Origin of the sequence: Allobosea sp. 47.2.35 (genome assembly GCF_024655635.1) — a bacterium.
In the GTDB taxonomy this organism is placed as follows: domain Bacteria; phylum Pseudomonadota; class Alphaproteobacteria; order Rhizobiales; family Beijerinckiaceae; genus Allobosea.
The window spans coordinates 1-26,580 of sequence record NZ_JANLGI010000021.1 but is presented as its reverse complement, the minus strand read 5'-3'; the positions used below and the strand labels follow the sequence as shown (position 1 = coordinate 26,580).

General features: G+C 67.1%; 21 protein-coding genes and 1 pseudogene. 11 read left to right on the top strand and 11 right to left on the bottom strand.

Annotation, left to right across the window (positions count from 1 at the left end; genetic code table 11):
- Nucleotide 1: 1 nt before the first annotated feature.
- Genes NUV79_RS21190 through NUV79_RS21170 form a run of 5 tightly spaced genes read right to left on the bottom strand, consistent with a single transcriptional unit; the run spans nucleotide 2 to nucleotide 5,984 of the window.
- Nucleotides 2-1,213 carry a glycosyltransferase family 4 protein gene (locus NUV79_RS21190; protein WP_257735051.1) on the bottom strand — a complete coding sequence of 404 codons (1,212 nt, stop codon included), beginning with the start codon at nucleotides 1,211-1,213 and terminating at the stop codon, nucleotides 2-4.
- Entirely contained in the window at nucleotides 1,213-2,439 is a 1,227-nt protein-coding gene (locus NUV79_RS21185) for a glycosyltransferase family 4 protein (protein WP_257735050.1), read from the bottom strand. Before NUV79_RS21185 ends, NUV79_RS21190 begins: the two co-directional genes overlap by 1 nt.
- Complete coding sequence (locus tag NUV79_RS21180) at nucleotides 2,436-3,251, bottom strand: polysaccharide deacetylase family protein (protein ID WP_257735049.1); 816 nt, start codon at nucleotides 3,249-3,251, stop codon at nucleotides 2,436-2,438. Before NUV79_RS21180 ends, NUV79_RS21185 begins: the two co-directional genes overlap by 4 nt.
- Nucleotides 3,244-4,563 carry an O-antigen ligase family protein gene (locus tag NUV79_RS21175; RefSeq protein ID WP_257735048.1) on the bottom strand — a complete coding sequence of 440 codons (1,320 nt, stop codon included), beginning with the start codon at nucleotides 4,561-4,563 and terminating at the stop codon, nucleotides 3,244-3,246. The genes NUV79_RS21180 and NUV79_RS21175 overlap by 8 nt, the downstream gene beginning before the upstream one ends.
- Nucleotides 4,560-5,984, bottom strand: coding sequence for a GumC family protein (locus tag NUV79_RS21170; RefSeq protein WP_257735047.1), 1,425 nt, complete (start codon nucleotides 5,982-5,984; stop codon nucleotides 4,560-4,562). Before NUV79_RS21170 ends, NUV79_RS21175 begins: the two co-directional genes overlap by 4 nt.
- A gap of 264 nt (nucleotides 5,985-6,248) precedes the next feature.
- Here NUV79_RS21170 and NUV79_RS21165 point away from each other — a divergent pair, with 264 nt between their 5' ends.
- Nucleotides 6,249-7,511, top strand: a complete 1,263-nt coding sequence (locus tag NUV79_RS21165; protein WP_257735046.1) for a lipopolysaccharide biosynthesis protein — start codon at nucleotides 6,249-6,251, stop codon at nucleotides 7,509-7,511.
- A 3-nt stretch (nucleotides 7,512-7,514) separates the two neighbouring features.
- Here NUV79_RS21165 and NUV79_RS21160 read toward each other — a convergent pair whose 3' ends face one another.
- The 3 genes from NUV79_RS21160 to NUV79_RS21150 all read right to left on the bottom strand — a co-directional run bounded on the left by NUV79_RS21160 (nucleotide 7,515) and on the right by NUV79_RS21150 (nucleotide 11,157).
- Entirely contained in the window at nucleotides 7,515-8,513 is a 999-nt protein-coding gene (locus tag NUV79_RS21160) for a glycosyltransferase family 2 protein (RefSeq protein ID WP_257735045.1), read from the bottom strand.
- A 10-nt stretch (nucleotides 8,514-8,523) separates the two neighbouring features.
- Entirely contained in the window at nucleotides 8,524-9,663 is a 1,140-nt protein-coding gene (locus NUV79_RS21155; RefSeq protein WP_257735044.1) for a GNAT family N-acetyltransferase, read from the bottom strand.
- 246 nt (nucleotides 9,664-9,909) lie between these two features.
- Entirely contained in the window at nucleotides 9,910-11,157 is a 1,248-nt protein-coding gene (locus tag NUV79_RS21150) for an MFS transporter (protein WP_257735043.1), read from the bottom strand.
- 459 nt (nucleotides 11,158-11,616) lie between these two features.
- On the opposite strand from NUV79_RS21150, the gene NUV79_RS21145 reads away from it, so the two are divergent.
- The 4 genes from NUV79_RS21145 (at nucleotide 11,617) to NUV79_RS21130 (ending at nucleotide 16,892) form a co-directional block, all read left to right on the top strand.
- On the top strand, nucleotides 11,617-13,971 hold the full coding sequence (locus NUV79_RS21145) for a xanthine dehydrogenase family protein molybdopterin-binding subunit (RefSeq protein WP_257735042.1): 2,355 nt from the start codon (nucleotides 11,617-11,619) through the stop codon (nucleotides 13,969-13,971).
- An 85-nt stretch (nucleotides 13,972-14,056) separates the two neighbouring features.
- Nucleotides 14,057-14,449, top strand: coding sequence for a hypothetical protein (locus tag NUV79_RS21140; RefSeq protein ID WP_257735041.1), 393 nt, complete (start codon nucleotides 14,057-14,059; stop codon nucleotides 14,447-14,449).
- Nucleotides 14,450-14,742: 293 nt separating this feature from the next.
- Nucleotides 14,743-15,255, top strand: coding sequence for a YcnI family copper-binding membrane protein (locus NUV79_RS21135; protein ID WP_257735040.1), 513 nt, complete (start codon nucleotides 14,743-14,745; stop codon nucleotides 15,253-15,255).
- A 47-nt stretch (nucleotides 15,256-15,302) separates the two neighbouring features.
- Nucleotides 15,303-16,892, top strand: coding sequence for a copper resistance CopC/CopD family protein (locus NUV79_RS21130; RefSeq protein WP_257735039.1), 1,590 nt, complete (start codon nucleotides 15,303-15,305; stop codon nucleotides 16,890-16,892).
- A 51-nt stretch (nucleotides 16,893-16,943) separates the two neighbouring features.
- Here NUV79_RS21130 and NUV79_RS21125 read toward each other — a convergent pair whose 3' ends face one another.
- From NUV79_RS21125 to NUV79_RS21115, 3 genes are all read right to left on the bottom strand, one after another.
- The gene (locus tag NUV79_RS21125) at nucleotides 16,944-17,966 is read right to left on the bottom strand and encodes an amino acid ABC transporter substrate-binding protein (RefSeq protein ID WP_257735038.1); all 1,023 of its coding nucleotides are present in this window, start codon (nucleotides 17,964-17,966) and stop codon (nucleotides 16,944-16,946) included.
- Nucleotides 17,967-18,079: 113 nt separating this feature from the next.
- Nucleotides 18,080-19,264: a trans-sulfuration enzyme family protein gene (locus tag NUV79_RS21120; RefSeq protein ID WP_257735037.1), complete on the bottom strand. Its 1,185-nt coding sequence runs from the start codon at nucleotides 19,262-19,264 to the stop codon at nucleotides 18,080-18,082.
- Between the two features lie 92 nt (nucleotides 19,265-19,356).
- Entirely contained in the window at nucleotides 19,357-20,235 is an 879-nt protein-coding gene (locus NUV79_RS21115; RefSeq protein WP_257735036.1) for a LysR substrate-binding domain-containing protein, read from the bottom strand.
- A 770-nt stretch (nucleotides 20,236-21,005) separates the two neighbouring features.
- On the opposite strand from NUV79_RS21115, the gene NUV79_RS21110 reads away from it, so the two are divergent.
- The 6 genes and pseudogenes from NUV79_RS21110 to NUV79_RS21085 form a co-directional block, all read left to right on the top strand.
- The gene (locus tag NUV79_RS21110) at nucleotides 21,006-21,272 is read left to right on the top strand and encodes a YMGG-like glycine zipper-containing protein (RefSeq protein WP_257735035.1); all 267 of its coding nucleotides are present in this window, start codon (nucleotides 21,006-21,008) and stop codon (nucleotides 21,270-21,272) included.
- Nucleotides 21,273-22,028: 756 nt separating this feature from the next.
- On the top strand, nucleotides 22,029-22,478 hold the full coding sequence (locus NUV79_RS21105) for a hypothetical protein (protein ID WP_257735034.1): 450 nt from the start codon (nucleotides 22,029-22,031) through the stop codon (nucleotides 22,476-22,478).
- A gap of 14 nt (nucleotides 22,479-22,492) precedes the next feature.
- On the top strand, nucleotides 22,493-23,116 hold the full coding sequence (locus tag NUV79_RS21100; protein WP_374679307.1) for a L,D-transpeptidase: 624 nt from the start codon (nucleotides 22,493-22,495) through the stop codon (nucleotides 23,114-23,116).
- Between the two features lie 35 nt (nucleotides 23,117-23,151).
- A complete protein-coding gene (locus NUV79_RS21095) occupies nucleotides 23,152-24,177 on the top strand; it encodes an amino acid ABC transporter substrate-binding protein (RefSeq protein WP_257735033.1) in 1,026 nt (341 codons plus the stop codon).
- A gap of 638 nt (nucleotides 24,178-24,815) precedes the next feature.
- Nucleotides 24,816-25,982: an alpha/beta hydrolase gene (locus NUV79_RS21090; RefSeq protein WP_257735032.1), complete on the top strand. Its 1,167-nt coding sequence runs from the start codon at nucleotides 24,816-24,818 to the stop codon at nucleotides 25,980-25,982.
- 226 nt (nucleotides 25,983-26,208) lie between these two features.
- A pseudogene (locus NUV79_RS21085) lies at nucleotides 26,209-26,580 on the top strand (hypothetical protein); the annotation flags it as partial.

Below are 26,580 nucleotides of genomic sequence, written 5' to 3'. Positions count from 1 at the left end.
GTCAGCCTCCGAACTCGACGCGTTTCCCGAAGCCGGCGCCGCCATGATGGACGCTGCCCGGCCGCCAGTCGTGGAGGGCGCTCTCGTAGACATCCATGGTGCGGTCGACGATCGCCCCCCAGCCGAAGGAATCGAGGATTCGGGCTGCGCGTTCGGCGCCCTCGACCGCGTCGGGCGTGGTGAGCTTCGAGCGGATCGCCTCCGCGAGTTGGTCGACGGCGCCCAGCGGGAAATAACTGCCCTCTCCGAGATCGAGTGCGAGATTGGCGTCGATATCGCTCGCCAGGCAGGGCACGCCGTAGCTCAGTGCCTCGAGCAGCACCATCGGCATGCCTTCATGACTCGATGGCAGGACGAACAGGGCAGCGTGCCGGTAGAGCTGGAACAGCGCCTCGCCGCGCTGGAAGCCTGCCATCACCACGCCGGCCGTCGCGGCGGCCGCCGTCTTGACTGCGCGCTGATAGGGGCCGGCATGATCGGCTGCACCAGCAATGACGAGTCTGAGATCAGGGTCGGCGAGGCGCGCGAAGGCCTCGATCAGGTCGAGATGCCGCTTCTCCTCGACGATCCTGCCGACGCAGAGGATGTAGCGCCGCGGCCTGACTTGGATGCGATCGAGATAGGAGGTGCCCAGCTCCGCGAGCGGCTTTTCGACACCGTTCGGGATGAAGGTCGCGCTGACGCTGAACTTGCGGCGGACGGTATCGACGATCGCCTTGGACACGCCGATATTCGCATGTGAGAACAGCATGCCCATGGCCTCGCCGGTTCGCAGGATCGACCGGGCGACCGGGCCCCATTTCTGGCGCTCGTAGTCGAAGCCGTGATGCGTCACCACGACATGCAGGCCGAGCAGACGCGCGAGCGGGGTCAGAAGGGCCGGCCCGATCGCATGGATATGCACGAGATCGGCATTGTCCCGTGCCGCGACGAAGAGGCCCAGAGTCGTATGCAGCAATGCCTCGAAGCTGCGCGAGCGCGGGGCCCAGACCGGCGTGACGGTGACGCCCTTCCAGACATAGGGTTTCTGCGACGGAAGATAGGGCGCGCGTCCAATCACCTCGACTTGCCAGCCGCGCTCCGCCAGCCGTGTCGAGATCGACGCGACATGCGTCTCGACCCCGCCCTGGATGTCGGGGATGCCGCGCAGGCCGACGAAGACGACCTTTCTCTCGGGCAGCGTGGCGGGGAGGGGCGGGACCAGGGTGTACATCAGCAGATCGCCTCGTACAGGTTGAGGGTGCGTTCGCGGTATTGGTCGGGTGAGAACTCGCGCAGAACCCAGTCGCGGCTGCTCGCGCCCATCGTGGCGCGTGCGGAAGCGGGGAGGCTCGCCATGGCGGCGAGGGCTTCGGCGAGGCCGGCGGCGTTGCCGGGCTCGACCAGCAGGCCGGTCTCGCCTTCTATGACCAGTTCGGGAATGCCGCCGATCCGCGTGCCGATGACCGGGCGCCCGAGCGCATAAGCCTCGAGGACGCTGACGGGAGCGTTTTCGTACCATTCGGATGGCAGGACCAGCGCGATCGCCCCGCCGATCAGGCGCTGCAGAGCCGGCTTGTCGAGATGACCGACAAAGCTGACATCGGCGCCGATGTCCTGGGCGAGCCGGCGCAGGCGTTCCTCTTCCGGGCCGCTGCCGGCCAGCACCAGTTTCTGGCGCGCAAGCGCCGCAGCGCGCAGGAGCGTGGCCAGCCCCTTCTCCGGCGCAAGCCGCCCGGCATAGACGAAATAGCCGCCCTCGTCGGCCGCGGGCATGTACTCGCTCGCATCGATGCAGTTGGGGATATGGACGATGCGGTCCGCATCCCAGCCCCAGGCGATCAGCTTGTCGCGATAGAAGCGGCTTGGCGCGATCACGCGGTCGAGCGTGTCGCGATAGAGGCCGAGGCTGCGATGGACCAGCGTCTCCATCAGCACCAGCCCGCTGACCGCAACCGAATCCTTCACGCAGCGATGCAGCAGGACGTTGTGGATGCGCCCGCCCCGGCAGCGCTCGCAGACGCGGCCGCCGCTCAGCATCTTGTAAGCCGGGCAGGCGATCTTCAGGTCATGCGCGGTCATCACCAGCGGCACGCCCTCGTCCTTCAGCGCGCCGAAGATCGAAGGCGAGATATGGTGGTAGACATTATGGGCATGCGCCACGGTCGGCCGGGCCTGCCCGATCAGGTTGCGGATGTTGCGGCGGGCTTCCTGCGAAAAAATGACCTTTGCGGCCTGCCGGGCCTTGGTAAGCGGCCCGCCGGCTGCGCCATATTCGATTTCGGAGACGAAATAGCCGGACCACGGGCTCGGCAGGTTGGCCGGGTGCTGCATAGCGAAGGGCACCACGTCCCAGCCGGCGGCGGCGAACAGGCCGATATGATCGAGGAAGACGCTCTCTGCGCCGCCGCGTCGATAGAAGTAGTTGTTGATGGCCAGCAGCCGCCGAATCTGCGTCATCGCTCCGCCCCTCTCAGACCCATGTGGTCGAGTGCGGCATCGACCGTCAGCACCCGGCAGCCGCGCGCGACCGCGTAGCCGACGAGCAGGTGGAAGCTGGGCGGCGTGCAGCCATAGGGCGTCGGCTGCGGCGAGACGTCATGCGTGAAGAAGATCAGCCAGCCGGGATCAGCGACCAGCGCATCGATCCAGCGCGGCAGGCCGAGTACATGCTGCTGCGGTTGCCGGATCTCGATGGCCCGCAGGAAGGCCGGGTCCGTCGGGCCGCGATTGATCCCCTCGCCGCCGGCCCGGCAGCTGCGGAACCTGCGGTCGAGCAGGGCACGCTTGCTAAAGGATCCGCTATTGTAGGGATAGGCGAAGTTTCGGCGCGCGGTTCGTGGGTCGACGGCGTCGAGATAGGCCGCGTTGCGGGCGAGGTCGGCGGACAGGGCGTCACCGTCGACATGGCGCAGGTCGTGATGGGAAAAGCTGTGGCAGCCGAGTTCGTGGCCGCGTGCCGCGAGCTCCCGGCAGCCGGCCCGGTCGATCAGGCTGCGGCCGGGTTCGATCCGCCCTTCCAGGCCCCCGGAAATGTAGAACGTGCCGCGGACGCCGTTCGCTTCAAGGATCGCCGCTCCGACGTCGAGGGCGGAAGCAGGCACGTCGTCGAAGGTGAAGGACACGATCGGCTCTTGTGTCGGGACCGGCATGACCAGCCGGGGCATGGCCCGGATCAGCCGGTTTTCCAGGCGCCCGGCGAAGCGATCGATCGAAGCGGGCAGACGGGCCGGGTACTCCGGCGTGTCTGCGGCGGAGGCCGGGTCAGGCATGGGCCGGCTCCACGCTGGGGGGATGGCGAGCCGGTTCGCGGATCTCATGCGCGCTGGCCTGGAGGTGCAGGCCGAAGGTCGCGACGACCAGCATGAACCAGATCAGGCTGCCCGACTGGAAGAACAGGCTCTCGACGCAGGCCGCGAGGATTCCGTAGAGCCAGATCCGCACGAAGAGCCGGGTGAGGGCGGGGTCGTTGGTCGTCACCTCCGCCCGGTCGATGGCACGCAGCGGCAGCCAGACGAGGAGGACGAGCGTCAGGACGAGCCCGGGGATACCCGTGGTGATCGCCATGTCGAGATAGGCGTTGTGGCCGTTGAAGGCGGCAAAGGCCCAGCCGGCCGCCGCGCCGCCCTTGTGGACCATCGCGTCTGTCTGCCAGAACAGCTGGAAGCCGTGGCCGGTCAGCGGCTTGTCGAGCACGGCGGTGGCGCCGATCCTCCAGATGTCGATACGATTGGTGAAAGTCGGGTCGATGCCGAGCTGGGCAACGAGGTCGCGCATGGTCGGGGACATCGCGCAGCCGATCGTCAGGATGTTGAAGGCTGCGATCCCGAGCAGGACCATCGGGATACGCAAGGCGCGCCAGCGTTCGAAGGCCCAGGCGAGGGCGAGGATGCCCGGCAGGGCCGCGATCGCGGACTTGCCCCCGGTTTTCGCGAGGAACGCGGCCGCCAGCACGACCATGACGCCGCCGACGATGCGCCGGCTGGTGCCGAAGAGATAAAGCCCGACGAAGCTGATCACCACCATCGCCGCGGCGGCGACGTTCTTGTGGGCGAAATGGCCGCGCCAGAGGCCGGCATTCATCGGCTCGCGGATTTCGCTGGCCTGATGGATCGCGACACGAGGCATCAGCGCCACGCCGAGATAGGCGAGTGCGAGCGCGCCGAGGCAGCAGAGCGTGAGGATGCCCGCGAACTGGCGCTCGGAGCGCGGCAGCAGAAGCAGGATGCTGCCGTTCACGATCGTCAGCATCGCCAGGAAGACGCGCTTCAGCGCGAGGTCGGGCTGTGTCGAGACGGCCGAGACGAATGCGAACCAGATCAGCATCACGATCAGGATGCCGCGCGGCCGGGCGACGAGATGGCGCGCGCTCGATCGCAGCACGGTCAGCCACAGCGCCGCCGTCAGGCCGAGATAGACGATCTGGTTGAGCGTGTTCGACTTGGCCGTGGCCGCATCGCCGGTGGCTGTAGCCGAAAGGTCGATGAACGGCGTCAGCGTGACCAGGTAGAACAGAAGCGTCGCCATGAAGAGCGTCGGCGCCGCGATGCCGGCGGTGGCGCGCGGTTGCGTATGATCCATCATGGCGTCGCACTCCTGCGGGTGGCGCGGAGATAGCCGAGCCCCGTGAGCAGGCTCGCCGCGAGCAGCAGGCCGAGCATCAGGCCGGCCGCGGCCGCGACGAGCGGGCGGGGTGGCCAGTTGGGTCGCGAGGGAGCGGTGGCTGGCGTGATCACGCGCACATCCGTGGCGTCGATCTGCTGGCGCTGCGCGATCTCGCCGGCCCGCGTCAGGAAGGTCTGGTAAAGTGCCGTCCTGGCACTGGCCTCACGCTCGAGCTCGCGCAGCTTGACCAGCGCCTGGTCGTCGACTGAGACGCTGCCGCGCAGGGCCTTCGTCTCGCCGGTCAGCGTATCGAGCGCGCGCCTCGCCTGATCGAGCTCGATGCGGGCGGCGCGGCGCAGGCGCTCGGTCTCGGACTTGATCGCCTTGGCCAGCGCATCGGCCTCGGCGAGCACGTTCGTCAGGGAGGGGTGGCGCGGGCCGAGCGTCTTGGAGAGCACTGCGACCTGCCGGCGCAGGCCCGCCTCGTCGGCGAGCAACCCGGCGAGCGTCTGCGACTGCACGGCGCCGCCCTGCACGCCTTGCACCGAGACCGAGCGCGAGACTTCGCTATGGCGAGCCTCCGCCTCGGCCAGCCGCGCCTTGGCGTCGGTCAGCTTGGCGCTCATCCGCTCCAGTGCTTCCGAGCTCAGCGGCTGCTTCGAGAGGCCCTGCTGCAGGCCGTGGGTCCGGCGGAAGGTTTCGACCCGGTCTTCAGCCTCGGTCGCGGCCGCCCTGATCTCGCCAAGCCGCGAGGAGAGCCCTTGCGACGCCCGCGCCACGCGCTCGGCATCGGCCCGCACAATCTCGGCGCGGAAGGTTTCGGCGATGGCGTTGGCAAGCCGGGACGACAGCGCGGCATCGCTCGCCCAGGCCGAGACGGAGACGACATAGGAGCGCTCCTGCCGGGTCACCGTGACGCGCCGGGCGATGATGCGGGCGATGCCGGCCGCATCGGCGGGCTGCTCGGCCGACCGCAGGAAGTCCGGGAGCCACGGGCTGGGCGCGAATTCGGGATCGGTCCCGAGATCGAGCGCCTCGACGACCCGCCGCAGCACGTTGCCGGACGAGATCATCCGCATCTTGCTCTCGACGTCGAGGATCTGGCTGTCGCTCTGGATATTGGTCACGTAGAGATCGTTCGGGGTGATCAGCAGATTGGACGGCGCGATCGTCAGCTCCGTCGTCGCGGTGAAACGCGGCGTGACGAGCTGGCCGGCAGCAACGGCCGCGACGGCGCCGCCGAGAGCCGCCACGATCAGCCACGGCCAGCCACCCATGAGCCATCCCAGCACCCGTGTGGGGCTGATCGCATGGGCCGGCGGGAGAGCCCTGCCGACGACATGTCGGTAAGGGGCATCGTTCCCGCCCGGTATCGGGCCGGTTTCGGTGGTGACGTACATGGCGATCTGCGTCAGTGAGCGTGGGGGGTGGCTTCGTGCCTGGCCGGCGTCGGCCCGGGCGGCGCGCCGGAGGCGTGATAATGGCTGGCGGCGGCAATCTTGAGCATCTGTCACCCGGGCTGGCGTTACTCGCAAAATGTCATCTTCAGATTGAATTAATCCTTCTGTGGTAGAAAAATACAACCTTAGGTAGGGTTTTCAATTAAACGTTAACCTTAACTTGCGGGTGCGCAGAGGATGCCGGGATTGGCTCGAAGCGGGAGATTGCGGCGCGCTCTTCCGGCCCTCGTCAGCTATCTGCTGTCGAGCGGTTCGCTGGCGCTGGGGGCGCTCTCGCAACTCGTGACCTTCGCCATCTTGGCGCGCGCCCTCGGGCCGAGCGAGTTCGGTCTTTTCGTGCAGGTCTCGGCCGTAACCGCCATTGCGGTGCAGCTTTGCGGCCTCGGTGCCTCCGACTGCCTGCTGCGCGGGGTCTCGCGCGAGCCCTGTCGCTATGCCGGCTTGCTCGGCCACAACCTCCTGCTGATCGCTGCCACCGGAGCAGCTCTCGTCATCGTTGGCGTCGCCGGCCTGTCGGCCTGGCTGCGGATCGGTTCCGGCCCCTCCGTCGGTGCCGTCACCCTGGCGCTGCTGTTGTTCGGCAATGTCGTCGTGGTCAGGGTGATCCTGCTCGTCGAGACCGTCTTCCTCGGCCTCGGCCGGTTTCACGACGCCAACCGTGCCGTCATCGGCTTCGCCCTGGCACGCATGGCGGCCGCAGCGCTCGCCTGCCTGGTCTTCCGGGTCGAGACCCTGGCCGAATGGGCGCTCTGGCAATGCGCGGGGAACCTTCTCTACGCTGCGATCGGCGCCGCCTGGCTCAGCCCACTCGGCCGGCCGCGCTTCGTGATGCTGCGCGAGGAGCTGAAGCCCGGCATCCTGTTTAGCTCGCAATTCGTGATCCGGGCGGTCCGCGCGAATGTCGACCTGCTGGTGATCGGCCTGTTCGCCCCGCTTGCGACCGTCGGCAGCTATGGCATCGCCCGCCGGATTGTGGATTCCGGCTATCTCGTCATCGATGCCCTGAACCGGCTGCTCTATCCGCGTCTGGCGCGTGAGAGCCGCGATGGCCTGCATCGCGCATTGCCCTTGGCGAGGCGGGCACTCGTCGCGGCATTGGCGCTCGGCGCCGTCACTGGCCTTGCGCTCTTCCTGCTCGCACCGGCGCTTCCGGCACTGTTCGGTCGGCAATATCAGGAGCTGTCGTTTTTCGTGCGCTGCCTGTCGGGCACTGTCGTTCTCGTCGGCGCCTGGGCCGCCGCGATCGACCTGCTCGGCGCCTCCGGGCGGCAGGATGCGCGGGCCTGGATCCTGAATGGCGCCAATCTGCTGGGCAGCGTCCTCATCGCGGTCGCGACCTGGCTCGCCGCCCCGGTCGGTACCTTCATCGCGCTCTATCTGATCGACGGCGCGATCGTCATCATCGCCTGGCTCGTGCTGCTTCGGCTCGCGCGGCACAGTGCCAGGCAGGCAACCGGGGCAGGCTGAACGCTACGGCGCGTCCTTGACGATCCGGCTCTCGATCCACGCGTCCGGAGCCCTGCGCGCCTGAAGGAAGCCGAGGGGCAGGGCGGCTGCGTGGAAGAACCAGGCGACGACCGCATAGAGTCCGAGCGACAGGCTGCGCTGCCGCAGGCTCATCGCGCCCACGATACCGGCGATCAGGGCGGCATCGACCGCGAGCCCGGCCAGCGGGCGCGGCATCGCGAAGGGCAATACGATCATTACGGCGAGCAGGGCATAGACGCCGGTCCAGAGCCTCAGCTCCGGCAATTCCCGGAGGAGCTGGCGCCAGCGCGGCTGGCCGAGCGCCCCACGCAGCAATTCCCCGATTCCGCGCAGGTAGCCGGATTTCCAGCGTCGCATGAGCAGCGTGTAGGCATTGAGCGCGTGGCCGAAATGGCGGACGAAGCGGCGGTCGAGGCGATGCAGCGTCCAGCCATGGCTCCGCAAGCGCACGCCGAGATCGAATTCCTCGTAGCCGTGCAGGTTGCGATCCGAGAGATAGCCGGCCTGCTCGATAGCCGCGCGCCGATAGAGGCCGCCGCCATTCATGCGGTCGATCGTGCCCGTGCGGTTTTCCGGTGAGACGCGGCGTCCGCGCCGGACATATTCGAGGCTCGTGTCGTTCATCTCCTCGACATGGCCAGTCACGCCGCCCGCACGCGGATGGCTGGCGAGGAAGGCGAGCGCCTCGGGCAGGAAACCGGGATCGAGCAGCATGTCGCCGTCCATCAGGCAGATGAAGGGCGCGCGGCTGTACTGGAAGCCGAGCTGGGGGCCGATCCCGCAGCTCGGAGCGATCGTCGCCGCGAGCTGGACGATCCGGATCGGATAGGTCGCGGCGATGGCGAGCGTGCGGTCGCGTGAGCCGCCATCGGCGACGATGATCTCGCCGCCGATGCCCTCGAGCGCGGCCTGGACGCTCTCGATGGCGGCGCCGATCCGCGCTTCCTCGTTCAGCGCCTTGAGGATGACCGAGACCATCATCGTGTCCGCCTCAATCGAAATCGGTCAGGAGCCGGCTCCAGTCCTCGCCGGCGAGGCCGCCGAGATAGATGTCGCCGCGCGCGATCGCATCGTTGATCTCGGGGATTCGCGTCAGCGCGACGGTGAAGGCCCGGTGCCGGAAGACGAGCCAGCGCTGCAGCGAGAGCCCGGCCATCAGGGCGGGCTGCGCCCGGCCGCGCGCCTCGACATGGCCGGTCTCGTCGAGATGGCGGAACATCGCGTCGAGCACGGCCGTCTCCTGCCCCGGCAGAGACAGCACGTTCAGCACATGCGCGGTCCGTCCCGGCGCCGCGAAATAGACGAAGCAGCCGATGATCGCGTGGTTGCGGTCGAGGACGGAGCGGATCGTGAAGGCGCCGAGCCGCGTGTTCTCTGCGGCAAGCGACACCAGCCAGGAGAGTTCCTCCTCCGTCCAGAGTGGCCGCACAGCGTAATGGGCGATCAGCCGCGGCGCCTGAACGAGGAAGGTGGAAACCGGCATCTCGGCGATGCGCGTCCCGCCTTGCTCCCGCGCGTCCGGCTGCGGTAGCAGCCGGCGCAGCAGGCTGTCGAACGGATGCGCGAGAACCGGCAGGCTGGGAAACCTGCCGCGCAGGAAGCGCGTATTGAAACGCCCGGCGAGGGCGCCGAGAGGCCGGAAGCTGCGAGCCCATTCAAGATTCTGCAAGGTGATCGGCTTGCCGCCGATGGCGAGGAGATGGTTGCAGCTCGTCGGCGAGGCGCTGTCGCAGAAGGCGAAATCGGCTCGTCTCGGCCGCAGGGCCAGGATGAGCTGCGCCGCGCCCACCGCCTCCCGGTCGGCATCGGTCATGAAGACGCCGAGCAGCCGCCCGGGCACGATGTTGCCGCAGGCGACGAAACGCATCGGCACGGCCAGGAGCGCGCTGCGGATCCGTCCGTCCCGCTGTTCATAGACCTGCGTGCCCGAGGTCTCGCTATAGGACGGGGAGGCCAGCAGCAGTGTGCGCAGGTAGTTTTGAAGGTCAGTCCCGGCCGGCCTGTCGGCGCTCCTGAATATCTTCAGGAACAGCCGGGCGATCGCCGGAATATCGGAAGGCCGGGCCGGCCTGACCGCTCCTCGCTGCGCAGGCCGTGCCTCGATTTGCATGTCCGGTTCGATCAGCGACATCAGGCCACGACTTTCACGGCCAGGGCGCGGCGCGGGGTCGAGGCGGGGGCTCGGTGGCCAGTCATCTGTCTACCTCGTCGCGCCCGGCGTCGGTGCCTGGGAAGAGCAGGGGGATCGGCTCGGGCGAAGAAGGTTATCCTGCGATATGCAACCTATAGGTTTAAATGATGAGAGATGCGTAAATATTGGACGCGTTCGCCATATGGTGTGTTTCAGCCGCCGCAACCGGGGTGCGGTCTGCAGCGCTTAGGCCGCTCTGCCGCTATAGCGCAGCAGTTCCGGCACCCGCATCGCCAGGAGGGCGACGAGCGCCGCGAGCAGGAGGCCGTCGAAGAGCGCGACGGTCGCGACACCGAAGCGTTCGGCTGCTGCCCCGAGGATAACGGTCGCCAGCGGCATGACCCCGATGGTGAGTTCCTGCAAGCCCATCACCCGTCCCTGGACCTGCGGCTCGGTCATCATCAGCAGGAGCGTGGTCTGCATCACCACGAAGGGCGCCGCGCAGACGCCCATGGCCGCGATGATCGCGAAGGAGAGGGGCGGCCAGGTCGAGAGCGCGAAGGCGGCCCATAGCAGCCCGCAGCTCGCGGTGCCCAGGAGGAAGATGCCGCCCTTGAAGCGGAAATCGCCGAGTGCCGCGATCGCGAGCGATCCGGCCAGCCCGCCGATCCCGGTGCAGGTCAGGAGCCAACCCAGCCCTTGGGCGTCGAGACCGAGATGAACCTTGGCGAAGACCGGCATGAAGGCGGCCTGGAGAGGCCAGATCAGGATGTTCGATATCAGGGTGGTCAGCAGCACGGCGCTGGCGAGGCGGCTTGAGAAAACCGCTTTCATGCCGCCCGTGAGCGAGCCCAGCAGCGTTTCTCCGGAATGGCGGACGCTGGGCCGCCCGGCGCCGCGCAGGCGCCAGAGCGCGAGGAACGAGAACAGGTACCAGAAGGCTGAGACCCAGAGCGCCACCGCCGGACCGAAGGCCGCGATCATCGCTCCGCCGAGCGCCGGGCCGACGATCTGCGTCATGTTCATGACGATCGAATTGAGCGCGTTGGCATTGCTGAGGCTGTCGCGTTCGACGAGTTCGGAGACGAGCGCGTAGCGCGCCGGCTGGGACGGCGATTGCGCCATGCCGATGCAGAAGCCGCCGACGACCAGCCCCCAATAGGTGATCATCCCGAGCGAGACGAGCGTCGCGATGGTCGCCATCGTGGCGAAGGCCCAGCCCGCCGCGATCAGCAGCAGCCGGAGGCGGTCGAAGCGGTCGGACAGCACGCCGCTGAGCGGGCCGAGCATCAGGGGCGTGAGGCGGGCCGCCGTGAACAGCGCGACCGAGAATTCCGAGCGGGTGATATCGAAGACCAGCCAGCCCAGGACCAGCGTCTGCGTCCAGAGCCCGGCGAAGAAGAAGAGATTCGAGATCCACAGTCGCCGGTAGTTCGGGAAGCGGATCAGGGACGAGGCGATCCGGCCGCCGAGTCCGGCCGGACGAACAGCCATGTCCCAATGCCCACCTTCGCCCCCCGGCCGATCCGGTGTCCGCATGGCTGGGTTCTGCTCCGTCGGGACCCCTGCCGTCGTTCGACCGTCGCGGCAAATGGGCAATGGCCTCGGACACGTTCGCGGCAGGGTGGGAGCCGGCGAAGCGCCTTTTCGACCAGAATATGGGTCACTCCGACCTTCATGAAATTAAATCTCTGGATGCTCTCCATTCACGTTCTGGATGATTGCGTGGGAGGCCCGCATTCTGCCCGGCGGCACTGCGCTGCACCGGTTGCCGTGTCGTTCGCAATGGAGCCATGCCAACGAAACAGGCGCCAATGGGCTCCGGGATGCCTATGATCGTCCACAGCCGGGTGGCTTCTGAAAGCCGGACGCCGCCCGCGAAAGGTCGAAGCGCTTTTTGTCGATCCGCCTGGGATCACCGCTCCGGCCTTCACTCGACTGTGGTGCCTTGCGATGAACATGCATGTTTCCAAGCCTGACCATCTGGCCGGACGCGCCGCCGGCATCGGCCAGTCGCTCCCCCGCAAGGAGGATGCGACCCTCGTGCGCGGCGAGGGGCGCTATACCGACGATCTCTCGCTGGACGGCCAGCTCTATGCCGTCTTCGTCCGCAGCCCGCACGCGCATGGCATTATTCGCGGCATCGACACGGCCGACGCGCGGGCGATGAAGGGCGTCGTCGCGATCTACACGGCCGGGGACCTCGAAGGGCAGGGCTATGGCGCGCTGAAATGCGCGGTGGACCTGCCGAACCGCGACGGGTCCGCGATGAGGAAGCCGATCCGCCACGCGCTGACGGCGGACAAGGTGCGCTTCGTCGGTGATCCCGTCGCCATGGTCGTCGCCCGGACAGTGCAGCAGGCGCGCGATGCCGCCGAGGCGGTCTCGCTCGATATCGACATCCTGCCCGCGGTCACCTCCGCCGAGGCGGCGCTCGCCCCCGATGCGCCCCAGCTCTTCGACGACGTCCCGGGCAATCTGATCCTCGACTACCATTTCGGCGATGCCGGCAAGGTCGCTGCCGCCTTTGCCGGGGCGGCTCATGTCGCGAAGGTGCGGATCGTCAACAACCGCATCATCGTGAACCCGATCGAGCCGCGTGCGGCGGTCGGCACCTATGACCGCAAGACGAAGCGCTACACGCTCCATGCGCCGAGCCAGGGCGCCTTCGGCATGCGCAACAACCTCGCGGCGGCGATGGGCGTGCCGCAGGAGCGGATGCACCTCATCACTGGCCATGTCGGCGGGTCCTTCGGCATGAAGTCGGCCGTGTTCCCGGAATATGTCGTGCTGCTCCACGCGGCGCGCCTCCTGAAGAAGCCGGTGAAATGGGCCGACCAGCGCTCCGAAAGCTTCGTCTCCGACCATCACGGCCGCGACATGATGTTCGACGCGGAGCTGGCCCTCGATGCGCGCGGCCGTTTCCTCGCGACGCGCTTCACCGGCTTCGGCAATATGGGCGGCTATCTCACGTCGCCCGGCCCGCTGATGGCGACGCTGAACATCGGCAAGAACAGTGTCGGCATGTACCGCACGCCGCTGGTCGAGGTGCAGACGCGCTGTGCCGTCACCAACACCGTGCCGATTGCGGCCTATCGCGGGGCCGGGCGCCCCGAGGGCAACTATTTCATGGAGCGGCTGATCGACACTGCCGCCCGTGAGATGGGGATCGACCGCGCCGTCATCCGGCAACGCAACCTGATCGGGCCCGGGCAATTGCCATGGCAGACCCCGATCGGCACGGTCTATGACAGCGGCGACTTCCCGGCGCTCTTCGCCCGTGCGCTGGAGGCGGCCGACTGGAAGGGCTATCGGGCGCGCGAACGCGTCAGCCACAAGGCCGGCAAGCTGCGCGGCCGCGGCATCGGCTGCTATCTCGAGGTCACCGCCCCGCCGAGCAACGAGATGGGCGGCATCCATTTCGAGCCGGACGGAACCGTCACCATCGTCACGGGCACCCTCGACTACGGGCAAGGGCACTGGACGCCTTTTGCCCAGGTCCTGACCAGCCAGCTCGGCGTGCCCTTCGACAGGATCAGGCTGGTGCAGGGCGACAGTGACCGCCTGATTGCGGGCGGCGGCACCGGCGGCTCGAAATCGATCATGGCGAGCGGCTCGGCGATCATCGAGGCGAGCGAGCGTGTCATCGAGAAGGGCAAGCTGCTCAGTGCCCATTTCCTGGAGGCCGCCGCCGCCGATATCGAGTTCACCGATGGGCGCTTCGCCATCGCCGGAACCGACCGCTCGATCGGTATCATGGAACTCGCCCGGAAGCTGCAGATGGGCGCGTCGCTGCCGGAGGATCTACCGCAAACGCTCGATGTCGATCACGTCTTCAAGGCCGCGCCATCGGCCTATCCGAATGGCTGCCATATCGCCGAGGTCGAGATTGATTCCGATACCGGCCATGTCGAGATCGCCAGCTATGTCATGGTCAATGATTTCGGGGTCCTGGTGAACCCGATGATCGTCGAGGGGCAGCTCCATGGCGGCGTCGTGCAGGGCATCGGCCAGGCGCTCTGCGAGATGACCTCCTATGACGAGAACGGCCAGCTCCTGACCGGCTCCTACATGGACTACGCGATGCCGCGCGCCGCGGATGTGCCCTTCTTCACCTTCATCAGCGAGGGTGTGCCGACCCGCACCAACCCGGTCGGCGCCAAGGGCTGCGGCGAGGCCGGCTGCGCCGGCTCGCTGCCATCCGTGATGAACGCGGTCGTCGATGCCCTCTCGCCTCATGGCGTGCGCCATATCGACATGCCGGCGACGCCGTTGGCGATCTGGAAGGCCATTCACGCGAAGGCCTGACCCGCATGGGATCGTCTGGCCTTGTGACCTTCTGTCGCTTCCGCGATCCCGCTTCGCAGGCTATGCATGGTGCGGGAGAGTTCTCGTGCAGCAACGCGCATCATCACGTGGCAGGTCCTGGGTCGCGATTCTCGCGGCCTATCTGCTCGTGGTCCAGGCGCTGTTCGCCGGCTTTGCGGCAGGCAGCTATGCCAACGCGCTCTCGCTCGACCGGACGCTCGCGCTGACCCATTGCGCGCCGAGCGGGGAAGCAAGCGCCGGCGGCGATCACGACAAGGCGCAGAACCATGCCGGCATGAGCTGCTGCACGGCCGGCTGCCCGATGCTCGCCGGGGCTGATCCGGTCCAGTCCGATTTCCAGATCCTGTCGCAGCGGCCGGCCGATGTCGTCGCCTTTGCCCGCCGTCTCGACCGGCCCGTTGGCTTCCTTTCCGACCACTCGCCCGGCAACCCGCGCGCACCGCCCGCTCTCGCCTGAGCCGCCGTCCGGCGCCACGGCGTCTGCGACGGCTGTCTTCAGCCTGCCGCCGGCCGTCGTGAGGGCTCTCTGAGCCGATCCGACGCCGTGACGGCGCGGAACCCGGTGCCATGCCATCCCATCACCAGGCTCGCTTCGCGGGCGGCGCATGCGCCGTCGGCGTTGCGCTGATCGGCCCTGTCAGGGCCTCGGCCGCAACCGGCTTCCACTCTCGCCCGCTCTCCCATTCGGCAGGCCGTCCGCCTGTCGCATCCCCGCCGCGTGAGCGGCTTTCCTCACCAAGGATATATGTCATGAAGTATCTTCTCGCCCTCGCGGGTCTCGTCGCGGCCGGCCCGGCGCTGGCCCATGTCACACTCGAAAACCAGTCGGCCCCCGTGGGCGCGACCTACAAGGCGGTGCTGCGCGTGCCGCATGGCTGCAAGGGCGCTGCGACCACGAAGGTTCGCGTCCAGATTCCGGAGGGGGTCATCGCGGTGAAGCCGATGCCGAAGCCCGGCTGGACCCTCGAAACGGTCAAGGGGAAGTACGAGAAGTCCTATGACTATTACGGCACGCCGACCGCTGAGGGTGTGAAGGAAGTGGTCTGGAGCGGCGGCAAGCTGCTCGACGAGCACTATGACGAGTTCGTGCTGCGCGGCTATCTCACCAAGGATCTGAAGGCCGACACCACGCTTTACGTTCCGGTCGTGCAGGAATGCGAGGGCGGCGCCGCCGAGCGCTGGATCGAGATCCCCGCCACCGGCAAGGTCGCGGACGATTACAAGTTCCCCGCTCCCGGCGTGAAGCTCACGCCCGCCAAGTGACCCCGTCAGTGGTGGAGCGCTCCGGCGCTCCACCACGAGGATGCGCCATGTCGATCCGATTGAACCGTTGCGTGCTGTTCGTTCTCGTCCTGCTGGCCTGCGCCGGAGCGCCTCGCCTCGGCTGGAGCCATGCCGCGCTGAACAGCGCGACGCCGGCCGATGGCAGCGTGCTCGCCGCTGCTCCGCAGCAGATCAATCTCGTCTTTAGCGAGCCTGTCTCGCCTTTGGCGCTGCGGCTCGTCGGGCCGGATGGCGGATCGCAGGTTCTCGGCCGCTTCGCCCTGAAGGACCGTACCGTTGCGATCGAGCTTCCCGCCGCGCTTGCCAACGGCACCTATGCACTGAGCTGGCGCGTGGTCTCTGAGGACGGCCACCCCGTCGGCGGCGCACTGGTCTTCGCGGTCGGCGCGCCCGGCGGCGCGGCGCCCGATCTCGGCGAGCAAGCCGACAGGTCGGTCCGGTTTCTGGTCTGGCTAAGCCGCTTCGGGCTCTATCTCGGCTTGTTCCTTGGCTGCGGAGCGGCGGCGAGCCGGGCATGGGTCGGGCCGCTCGGCGGTGGGGCCAGAGTTTTCGCAACGGCGATGGCAAGTATCGGCATGCTCAGCTTGCCGGTCGCACTCGGTGCTCAGGGGCTCGACGCGCTCGGGGCTTCGCTTGGTGCCCTCTTCCAACCGGCTATCTGGAAAGCCGCTGCGGCGACCAGCTATCTCTGGACCGTCATTCTTGCGGCCATCGCCCTGGCGTTGGCCTTCGTCGGCATCCGCCGACCGGCAACGGGAGCGAGCAGAGTCGGCCTCCTCTCGGTGCTGTTCGTCGGCCTCGCACTCGCGAGCAGTGGCCATGCCAGCGCCGCGTCTCCGCAATGGCTGATGCGCCCGGCCGTGTTCCTGCATGCGAGCGCGATCGCCGCCTGGGTCGGGGCATTGTTCCCGCTCGCGCTGACTTTACGGAGCGAGGCGGGAAGAGGCGCGTTGCGGCGCTTCTCCTCCGGCATCGCGTTCGTCGTCGCCGCGCTTCTGCTCAGCGGCGCGGTCCTGGCCTGGGTGCAGGTTGAGACGCCGGCCGCGCTGCTCGCGACGGCCTATGGCCGGGTCCTTCTCGCCAAGCTCGCACTCGTCGGCTTCGTCTTCCTGCTGGCGGGCTTCAACCGCTGGCGCCTGACGCGGCAGGTCGAGGCCGGCGAGCTCCCGGCTGCGCGCGTCATGACCCGCATCATCGCCGTCGAGCTGGCGGCGCTGGTCGTGATCCTCGGCACGGCGGCGCTCTGGCGCTTCACGCCGCCGCCGCGGGCGATCCTGGCGGCGCAGGCGCAGCCGGCTGCCGTCCATATCCACACCTTGCAGGCGATGGCGGATGTCACGGTCACGCCCGGCCGGGCAGGGCCTGTCGCGGTCGAGATCGTCCTGATGAATGGTGAATTCGGCCCCTTGCCGGCGAAGGAACTGAACCTCGGCTTCAGCAACGCTGCGGCCGGCATCGAGCCGATCGAGCGCCGGGCGCGGCTGGGGCAGGACGGCATCTGGCGGATCGACGCCCTGACCTTGCCGGTGGCCGGTCGCTGGGAGGTCGAGCTCGAAATCCTGATCTCGGATTTCGAGATGCGGCGGATCAAGGATGTCGTCGTGATCCGCCCTTGAGGTGAAGAGCAGGCGAGGCAGCCTCGCCCGCTTTTCACTGCGCCGGATCGCTTAGCGGAACGGGGGCGAGTATTGCAGTCCGCCTTCCGTCCAGAGTGCGTTCGGACCACGCTGGAGCTTCATCGGCGAATTCATGCCGAGATTGCGCTCGAAGCTCTCACCATAATTGCCGACGGCGGCGATGATCCTGATAGTCCAGTCATTGGAGACGCCGAGCGCTTCGCCATATTTCCCGTCCTTGCCGAGGAAGCGGCGGATCTCGGGATTGGCCGAAGTTTCCGCCAGCTCCCGGACATTGGCCTTGGTCACGCCGAGCTCCTCGGCATTGATCAGGGCGAACAGCGTCCAGCGCACCAGGTTGAACCAGGTATCGTCGCCGCTGCGCACCCAGGGGCCGAGCGGCTCCTTCGAGATCACCTCGGGCAGCACCAGATGCTCGCCCGGGTCGCGAAACTTCAGCAGATTGGCCGAGAGGGCGGACACGTCGGTCGTATAGGCGTCGCAGCGCCCGGACTCATACGCCTTCAGAGCATCCTCCGAGGTGCCGAAGGCCGCGACCTCGTATTTCATCTTCGTGCGGCGGAAATAATCGGCGAGGTTGAGCTCGCTCGTCGTGCCCTGCGCGACGCAGATCGAGGCGCCGTCGAGCTTGCTAGCACTGGCGACACCGAGCTTCTTCGGCACCATGAAGCCCTGGCCGTCATAGTAGTTCACGCCGGTGAAGGTGACGCCCTGGCCGGAATTGCGCGCCAGCGTCCAGGTCGTCGTACGGGGCAGCACGTCGACCTCGCCGGCTTGCAACGCGATCAGGCGATCCTTCGAGGTCAGCGGCACGAACGAGGCTTTCTCCGTGTCGTTGAAGATCACGACCGCGAGCGCGCGGCAGATATCGATATCGAAGCCCTGCCAGCGGCCATTGGCATCCTGAGTCGAGAAACCGGCGACGCCGGTGCTGGTGCCGCAGATGATCTTGCCGCGGTCGCGGATCGTCTTGAGCGTGTCGGCGGCCGCGGGCTGCGCCGCGAGGCAGGCCGCCGTGAGGGCTGCGCCCAGCCCGGTGAAGAGCGTCTTCATGGTCATTCCCCTTCGCTTTTTGTGGTTCGGAGGCCGTCTTCGGGCAAATCCTCCGGTCACGGCGCGGGCGTCGCGCCGTGACCTCGTCGTTGCAGTCTTGACGCTGCTTCTCGTCAGGCGGCCTTGCTTGCGGAGGCTTGCCCGAGCACCGACAGCAATCGGCTTAGATCGGCCCAGAGTTCGTTCGGCTCCTCGAGCCCGATGCTGATGCGCAGCAGCGGACCTTTCGCGGTCCAGGCAGTGGCGGTCCGGTCCGGCGCGATCGCCTGCGGCGCGACGAGGCTGCGCGTGCCGCCCCAGGAGGCGCCGATCGCGAAGACGCGGAGCGCGCTCAGGGCCGCGCTCATGGTGTCGTCATCGACAGGCTTCAGCACGAGGCTGAACAGGCCGGACGAGCGGCCCATGTCGCGCTTCCAGATCGCGTGGCCGGGGCTGGAGGGCAGGGCCGGATGCAGCACGCGCTCGACCATCGGATGATCGACGAGCCGGCGGGCGAAATCCTCGGAGACCCCGCCCATATGGGCGACGCGCAAGCCCATGGTCTCGATGCCGCGCAGCGCGAGCTGGCATTCGTCCGGTGAGACGCCGACGCCGAAGCCGCGCAGGACCTCCTTCATCTTCTGGCGCAGCGCCATATCCCTGACCGTCACCGAGCCCAGAAGCAGGTCGGAATGGCCGCCGACATATTTGGTCAGCGCCTCGCAGGCGAAATCGGCGCCATGCTCCAGCGGCTTGAAGATCAGCGGTGTCGCCCAGGTGTTGTCGCAGCCGACGAGCGCGCCCTTGGCCTTGGCCGCCGCGGCGATGGCGGAAACGTCCTGCACCTCCATCGTGTTCGAGCCGGGAGACTCGACCCAGACCAGTTTGACCGTCTCGTCGATGAGATCGGAGATGCCGGCCCCGATCAGCGGATCGTAGACGCCATAGGCGATGCCGCGCGGTTCGAGATACTCGGCACAGAAGCTGCGTACCGGCGGATAGACATGGTCGGGGATCAGCACCTTGTCGCCGGGCATCAGCACCGACAGCATGACGATGGTGACCGCCGCCTGCCCGGAGGGCACGAGCACGGTGCGGGCGCCATCGTGCAGCACCGTCAGTTGCGCTTCGAGCGTGCGCGTCGTCGGGGTGCCGTGCAGCCCATAGGTATAGCCGTCGAAGCCGCGGTACTTACGGGCCATGAAGCTCGCGCCATCGGGATAGACGATGGTCGAGGCGCGGTGCGTCGGCACGGCGAGCGAGGCATAGCCCTCCTCGTTGACGGCCGGGTGGTGAACGCAAAGTGTCAGGTCATGCATGGTGGGTTTCCCTCGCTCGGGAAATCCTCAGGCACCTGACAAAAGGGGGCAATCAGTCGAAAGGCATGGCTCGATGCCGGGTTGTTATGGTCTCAGCGCGCGGCCATCAGGCAGTCGATGAAGTCCCGCACCAGCTGCGACTTCGGCCGATCCGGCGGCAGGATGAGGAAACTGCGGCTCTGCACGGCCGGTTCGAACGGGCGCAGCACGATCCGGCTCTGGTCATGGCCCGCGATCGCATAGGGGCTGACGAGCCCGACGCCGACGCCTTGAGCGACCAGCGCGCAGACGGTCGCAGCATAGATCGTCTCGACGACGACGCGGGGCGGCGGCGCCCCGGCCTCCGACATGATCATGTCGAAGCGCTGGCGGGCGCGATCCTCCGGGACATAGGCGACGAAATCGACGCCGGACAGATCATGCGGGCCGATGCTCTCGCGCTCGGCGAGCGGGTGGCCGAGCGGCATGGCGCAGAGCGCGCGCGGCTGCACGAAGGGCTGATGCACGACCCCGGTGACATCGATCTCATCGGCGGCAAGCCCGATATCGTAGATGCCGGAGGCAACGCCGTCGCGCACGTCGCGGGAGGGCAGGACCATCAGGGTCACGGTTGCGTCGGGGCGCAGGCTGCGGAAGCGCAGAACGGCATTCGGGACGATGGATGAGCTCAGCGCCGACAGCGTCGCGACCCGCAACTGCCCGGCGCCATAGTCGCGGATGCGGGCGGCGCCGGCGCGCAGCCGGTCCATGCCGCGGAAATTGGCCTCGACCTCGGCGAAGAAGGTTCGCCCTTCCGGCGTGGGCACGATGCGATTGCGCACCCGGTCGAACAGGGCAAAGCCCAGAGACCGCTCAAGCTCGGCGATCAGTCGGCTGACGCCGGGCTGGGTGACGCCCAGGATTTCGGCCGCGCGCGACACGGTCCCGGCCTTCATAACGGCGGCGAAGACTTCGATCTGGCGGCTGTTCAAGGTTCGCGCGTCCGGTCCATGCAATCGGCGTGATGCTAGCGCATCCCACGGGAAAGCGGACCGTCCGATTGACTAAGGCGAACAGGCAAAGGCGCTGGGACAGGCTGCCCGACGCGAGGATCGGCTCAGACCCAGACCCAATGGCAACGGCGGACGCGCCGGCCGAAACGATCGCGGAACGTGCGGCAAACCCGCGTCTGGCGGCGTGCGTGCCGGCGGCGATGGTGCGGCGGGCCATGACGATGCCGGCCGCGATGGACCTGTGACCAGTCCGCCTGGGTGTTGTCAGGAAGCGCCGCCACGATCTCGTCCGGGCAGGAGGGCGGTACCGCAGAGCAAACCGCTGGGGCTGCGGCTGCATCTCCACTCGCCAATGCTCCGGCAAGTCCCGATCCGGCGGCAAGCATGCCAAGCAGAAATGATCGCCTGTCCATGGAAATATTTCCTGACGTGTGTCGGATCGGCAGAAAATCAGGATCTGATTTTAGGTGCCGCTGCTCAATACAATTTTGTTGGTAGTTGATTTTGATTTATCGGCGCAATCACGAGGTTGGTTTCTTCTTGTGTCAAGTCGATTGGCCTTGAAAACGAAACGGGCGCTGCATTTGGGATTGCGAGTACATATTTTGGGATTCTCGGAGGATGCATTCCCGGCCCCGCGGCCTAGGCTCGGCTGGATTCAGGTGCTCGAATGCGACGATGACGTCTCGTTGTCGGTCGGGTCTCGGGCATGGTCTGAAATGCGTCGACTTCGAGAGGAAAAGTCACAGATGCGGTTGAAATTCGCCGTCGTCGCCATCGGTCTGGCTCTAGCAGGCTGCAACCCCAATTCGGCGGACCAGCGGACGCTCGGCGGTGCCGCGATCGGCGCTGGCACGGGGGCCATCGTCGGTGGCATTGCCGGTGGCGGCCGCGGCGCGGCGATCGGCGCTGCGGTGGGTGGTGTCACGGGTGCCGTGATCGGCCGGGCGACCACGCCCAATAACTGCCTCTACCGTGACCGGCAGGGTCGCGTCTTCGAGGCGCGCTGCCCCTGAGGCTGCATATCGGTTTCAGCTGTCGGGCGGTGTTGCGAAGCGACGCCGCCCCGCCGCATGATCCGTGATGCGCCGGACCGGAAGGGGCATGGCATGACGAGCAGGCGATCGGTGCTGGCGGGGTTTCTCGGGTTGGCCGGGGCGGCCTTGCTGCCCAGCTCTCCCGGCCATGCGGTGGCCGCGGATGGAGAGGCCTTGGCGACCGAGACGGCAGGTGCTCTCGACCGGGCCGAAGTCGAATTCAGCCAGCGGCCGCAACTCTACTATAATCGCCAGCGGCAACTCCGCCGGCAGTCCCATGCCCGGCCGGAGCGTCCGCCGCGCGTGGACCCGCGCCGTTCACGGCGCAGATGGCGGCCCGCGCAGCGGCCGGCATCGCCCTGATGGTTTGCGGCGAGGCCAGCGCAACGCCTGCCTCCGGCATCCCATCATTCCATTCGCCGGCACGACCTCCCGCGCCTGTTCGATCGACTGCAAAGCGCCGGGGTCCGCCTGGGAGCGGCCTCAGGTGATCTCAGCGCTGCGAGAGAGCACCGGAGGGTGTCGCTCCAAAGCGGGGTTGATCAGCTCCGGATTTGCGGCTCTCATGCCGGGCGTTCCGCTTGGCTCCGGTGGACAGCGGGAAGGTGGTTGCAACAGCCGCAGGCAATCGGTCTGTCCTCGACGCAGACCAGGCCGCAAGGAGGGACGATGAAAAGCAAGCCCGCATGTTCTCGCAGCGCTCGGTGGCCGTCCGTCGGTGCGGTGGCCTGCAGCGTGGCGCTGCCGCTTCTTCTTGCGGGCTGCGGCGGAGGGGAGAACCTGCCACCGGTCGCCAGCGGCAGCGCGGTGGGGGCATCTGCCCCGGCCCCGGCCAATATTTCGCGCGATGCCCTGGTCGGGCGCTGGGGCGTCGCCTCCTTCCATACCGAGAAGGACCGCAAGCGCACGGAGGCCGAGGCGCGGGGCCAGTGCAAGCAGCCTTATGTGATCGCCAAAGGCCCCGGTGACGGGGTGATGATGCATGTCGCGGATGACCCCAAGCTCTATGAGCTCAGGCTGAAGGCCGGTCCCGGCGGCAAGAACTATCTCGGCTTCGAGGCTCCGGCCGGCGATCCGCAGGATCGCGAGTTGCTCTCGGTGAAGCCGAAGGAGATCGTGACGCGCTTCGTCGATCCCGATGCCAATGCCCGCTACGGCACCTTCATCTACAGCCGCTGCGGCTGACCGGAGGCGATGAGATGAACCACGGCATCCGCACCGTTCTGCTCGCCACCAGCCTCGGCTTGGCGCCGCTTCTCGTCATGCCGGCGGCGGCACAGCCGCGCCCGCCCGCCGCGATCCAGGAGACCATGGATATCGGCGACGAGCCGGGCCGCGTCTCGACCGAGGAAGCCACCATCACCGATGGGCCCTATGCCCGCCAGATGGTGCTGTTCCGCTCGAACGAGGCGCCGGGCACGGTGGTGATCCATTCGGCCGAGCGCTTCCTCTACGTGGTGCAGGGCAATGGACGGGCCCTGCGCTACGGCATCGGCGTCGGCCGCGAGGGCTTCACCTGGTCTGGCCAGGTCCAGGTCAGCCGCAAGGCGGAGTGGCCGGATTGGCGCCCGCCGCCGGAGATGCTGCAGCGCCAGCCCTATCTGCCGCGCTTCATGGCTGGCGGCCCGGGCAACCCGATGGGCGCGCGCGCGCTCTATCTCGGCTCGACGGTCTTCCGCATCCACGGCACCAACCAGCCCGAGACGATCGGCCAGGCGATCTCGTCGGGCTGCTTCCGTCTCGCCAATGGCGACATCGCCGATCTCTATGACCGCGTGCCCGTCGGGACTAAGGTCGTCATCCGCCACAAGGCGACGCTGTAACCGCTACCGCTGAATCGCAGAAGGAACGGACAGACATGTCGAAGGTTTCCTGGTTTCGCCGCGGCGGTCTCGGTCTCGCGACCCTCCTCGGCCTCGCCCTTCCCGCCGGCGCCGGCACGCTCGAGAGCGTCAAGCAGCGCGGTACGCTGCAATGCGGCGTCAGCGAAGGTGTGATCGGCTTCTCCGAGAAGGATGCGCAAGGCAACTGGCGCGGCTTCGATGTCGATTTCTGCCGCGCGGTGGCTGCGGTCGTGCTGGGCGATCCCGGCAAGGTCGCCTTCACCCCGCTCTCGGCGAGCCAGCGCTTCGATGCGTTGAAGGGCGGCAAGGTCGATCTGCTGGCGCGCAACTCGACCTGGACGCTGGGCCGCGAAGCTGAACTCGGCCTCGCCTTCGCCGGCATCACCTATCACGACGGCCAGGGTTTCCTGGCGAAGCGTGCGCTCAAGGTCGATACGGCGCTGTCGCTCGACAAGGCGAAGATCTGCGTCGAGGCCGGCACCACGACGCAGCTTAATCTCGCGGATTTCTTCAAGGCCAATTCGATGACCTATGAGGAGAAGGTCTATCCGAGCGCGGCCGAGGCGCTTTCCGCCTTCCAGTCCGGGCAATGCGATGTGCTGACCCGCGACCAGTCGGCTCTGCATGGCGAGCGGCTGAGGCTCGCGACGCCTGCCGAGGCGATCGTGCTGCCCGACGTGATCTCGAAGGAACCGCTCGGACCGGTCGTGCGCAGCGACGATTTCCCCTGGTTCACGCTGGTGAAATGGGTGAATTTCGCGCTGGTCAATGCCGAGGAACTCGGGATTTCCGCAGGTAATCTCGACGAGGCCCTCAAGTCCCAGAAGCCCGATGCACGCCGCTTCACCGGTGCGGAAGGCGGTTTCGGCAAGGCGCTCGGCCTGGAGGCCGACTGGGCCGTCCGCGCCGTCAAGGCGGGTGGGAACTACGCCGAAATCTACGAGCGTAATCTCGGCACCGGCTCGAAGCTCGGCATTCCGCGCGGGCTCAACCAGCTCTGGAGCATGGGCGGCGTTCTCTACGCCCCGCCGCTGCGATAGGGCGAGAGAGCGGAGTAGCGCCGCGCTTTCTCACGCGCGGCGCTGGCTGATCCTCAGCGCCCGCGACGCCAGGGCGGCGGCGGGAGCGGCCGGCGGGTGCGCTGGCGATAGCGATGCCAGTTCTTTCGCCGCGGCCTTGTATCGCGTGGGCTGGCCGGAAGCGTTGCCGCGCCGGGTGCCCTTGGCTGCGGCGGTCCTTGCGTGAATTCGGCATCCAGCGCGTCGAGCGCGCTTGCCGCCCCGATCGATCGCTCGTCGCGCGGCGCGGCTTCGGCGGTCGCGGCGATCAATATGCCGCCGAAGAGTGCGGTCAGAAATGCCCTGCGTTCCATCTGCAACCTTAAGTATAGTTTTGCTATTTAAGCCGCATCGTGGCGGTGCGATACGTTGGGCATGTCTGTCATCGTTGCGCAAGCGCCGATCGTCCTCCGGCTGAACGCTTCGTTCGTGGCCGATTGCATTTTTTAGAGTTCCAGTCCTTGCGGAAGGGCCGTGAGGGGCTTGTGGTGGGCGGGTTATTGGCAGAGAATCTCAATTCTTGATCTTCTGTCCCAAAATCCGATCCGGCATCGCGGTGCAGCAAACCTGAGCTTGTCGGCACCGGAGCGGTTACCTACGGTCCGTCCCGCATGAGATTCTTGACGTCGATAGGCGGCCGGCTTGGCGCGGCGTGGCTCCGCTCCCGGGTGATCCTGCCGGCCGCGCTCGCGGCCGGGCTGGCGGCCTGCGCCTCGACGCCGCAAGGGCTGCTGTTGCCGGTCGCTCCTGCTCCCGGCACGAACAGCGTCAACATGCTGGCGGCGACGACGCGCGCGCCATCCGACGATCCCGGAACTCTCTTCACCGGCGAGCGGGGTGAGCAGGTTTCGTTCAGGAACATCGTCGTCTCGATTCCGCCGGGCCGCGAGCCCGGCACCATCCAGCTGCCGCGATCGGTTCCAGGCGATCCTGCCAGGGATTTCGTCGTGACGGCCTCCACACCCGTGTCGAAAGCCGGGCTCGCCAGCTGGTTCAGGTCGACCAGCGGGCGCGGGAAGCGCGTCTTCGTCTTCGTTCATGGCTTCAACACGCCGTTCGACCGCGCGGTCTTCCGCTTCGCGCAATTGGCGCATGACGCCGACGCCGACGCTGCCCCGGTCCTCTTCTCCTGGCCCTCGCGCGGCTATCTGCTCGACTACAGTCGGGATTTCGACAACGCCTCCTATTCGCGGTCCGATCTTGCGGATCTGCTCGAAGTGGCCGTTGCCGGCCCCGAGGTCCGCGAGGTGGTGATCCTCGCTCACTCGATGGGAAGCTGGCCCGCCGTCGAGGCGGTCAGGCAGATCGCGCTGCGGAAGGGCGGCGTCCCGCGCAAGATCAGCAATCTCATCCTGGCGTCACCCGATCTCGATGTCGGTGTCTTCCGCCGGCAGGTCGAGGATATGGGGCCGAAGCGCCCGCAGATCACGCTGTTCACGGCGCAGCACGACCGGGCCTTGCAAGTCTCCCGTTTCATCGCGCGCGGGGCGACGCGGCTCGGCGGCATCGATCCGACGCAGGAGGAGTACCGCCGTCAGTTCGCCGGCCAGGCCGGGATAACGGTGATCGATCTGTCCGCGGTCAACGCCGGCGATCGCTTGAACCACGACCTTTTCGCCGCGAGCCCCGATGCCGTGCGCCTGATCGGCGGGCGGCTCCTGCAGGGGCAGGTCATTACCGATTCCGACGTTCCGGCTCCTGTGGCGGCAGCAGGCGTGATCGGTTCGGCCGCGACGATGCTGGTCACCGCGCCGATCCGGGTCTTCGATACTGCAACAACACCATAGGCTTGACGATGCTGGAGGTTGGAAGCGATAATCGGGGGTATATTCAAGTTTAATGTATAATTTGATGATTACTGTCTGTTGTGGATAGCTTGATATAGGTCAATTTTGTACGAATTCGTCAGGTGTTAGGCTCTGATCCTGCATTTCGCATTTTGCGCGAAATGCATCATGATCCCGGGCACTGATACCGGCTTTCTCTCGGGGCGGCGTGAGAAGGAACATCGATATGTTTGCGGTGCCGCATTTGCGCACGGCAGGGCTACGGACGCAGGATCAGTTCGACGCCTGGCGTTCCCTGCACAAGGATACGATTGAGCTTCTTCCGACGGGGGAGGCATCTGCGGGATTCGTCGCCGAGTTTTCGTCCTGGAACCTGGGGGAACTCGTTCTGACGCATGTCGTCTACGCGGGTGCGCCGGGCCGCCAGTGGCGGCACCGTCCCAAATCCTATCTGGATCACTGGTGCGTCGTGCTGGCGCGGACGATGATGGCAGATGGCACGCCGTGCGAGGATCTGAGCTTCCGGTCCCTGGCGCTGCCCTTCTGTCAAATCGCATTGAAGCGCAGCCCCCTTATCGCGTTGAAGGCTAGCCCCCCT

Excerpts from the sequence above, each read along its gene's own strand:
- NUV79_RS21185 (WP_257735050.1), bottom strand. The coding sequence starts at position 2,439 with ATGACGCAGATTCGGCGGCTGCTGGCCATCAACAACTACTTCTATCGA.
- NUV79_RS21150 (WP_257735043.1), bottom strand. The coding sequence starts at position 11,157 with ATGGCTGTTCGTCCGGCCGGACTCGGCGGCCGGATCGCCTCGTCCCTG.
- NUV79_RS21190 (WP_257735051.1), bottom strand. The coding sequence starts at position 1,213 with ATGTACACCCTGGTCCCGCCCCTCCCCGCCACGCTGCCCGAGAGAAAG.
- NUV79_RS21180 (WP_257735049.1), bottom strand. The coding sequence starts at position 3,251 with ATGCCTGACCCGGCCTCCGCCGCAGACACGCCGGAGTACCCGGCCCGT.
- NUV79_RS21160 (WP_257735045.1), bottom strand. The coding sequence starts at position 8,513 with ATGATGGTCTCGGTCATCCTCAAGGCGCTGAACGAGGAAGCGCGGATC.
- NUV79_RS21135 (WP_257735040.1), top strand. The coding sequence starts at position 14,743 with ATGAAGTATCTTCTCGCCCTCGCGGGTCTCGTCGCGGCCGGCCCGGCG.
- NUV79_RS21170 (WP_257735047.1), bottom strand. The coding sequence starts at position 5,984 with ATGTACGTCACCACCGAAACCGGCCCGATACCGGGCGGGAACGATGCC.
- NUV79_RS21120 (WP_257735037.1), bottom strand. The coding sequence starts at position 19,264 with ATGCATGACCTGACACTTTGCGTTCACCACCCGGCCGTCAACGAGGAG.
- NUV79_RS21100 (WP_374679307.1), top strand. The coding sequence starts at position 22,493 with ATGAACCACGGCATCCGCACCGTTCTGCTCGCCACCAGCCTCGGCTTG.
- NUV79_RS21095 (WP_257735033.1), top strand. The coding sequence starts at position 23,152 with ATGTCGAAGGTTTCCTGGTTTCGCCGCGGCGGTCTCGGTCTCGCGACC.
- NUV79_RS21175 (WP_257735048.1), bottom strand. The coding sequence starts at position 4,563 with ATGATGGATCATACGCAACCGCGCGCCACCGCCGGCATCGCGGCGCCG.
- NUV79_RS21145 (WP_257735042.1), top strand. The coding sequence starts at position 11,617 with ATGAACATGCATGTTTCCAAGCCTGACCATCTGGCCGGACGCGCCGCC.
- NUV79_RS21125 (WP_257735038.1), bottom strand. The coding sequence starts at position 17,966 with ATGAAGACGCTCTTCACCGGGCTGGGCGCAGCCCTCACGGCGGCCTGC.
- NUV79_RS21110 (WP_257735035.1), top strand. The coding sequence starts at position 21,006 with ATGCGGTTGAAATTCGCCGTCGTCGCCATCGGTCTGGCTCTAGCAGGC.
- NUV79_RS21130 (WP_257735039.1), top strand. The coding sequence starts at position 15,303 with ATGTCGATCCGATTGAACCGTTGCGTGCTGTTCGTTCTCGTCCTGCTG.
- NUV79_RS21155 (WP_257735044.1), bottom strand. The coding sequence starts at position 9,663 with ATGTCGCTGATCGAACCGGACATGCAAATCGAGGCACGGCCTGCGCAG.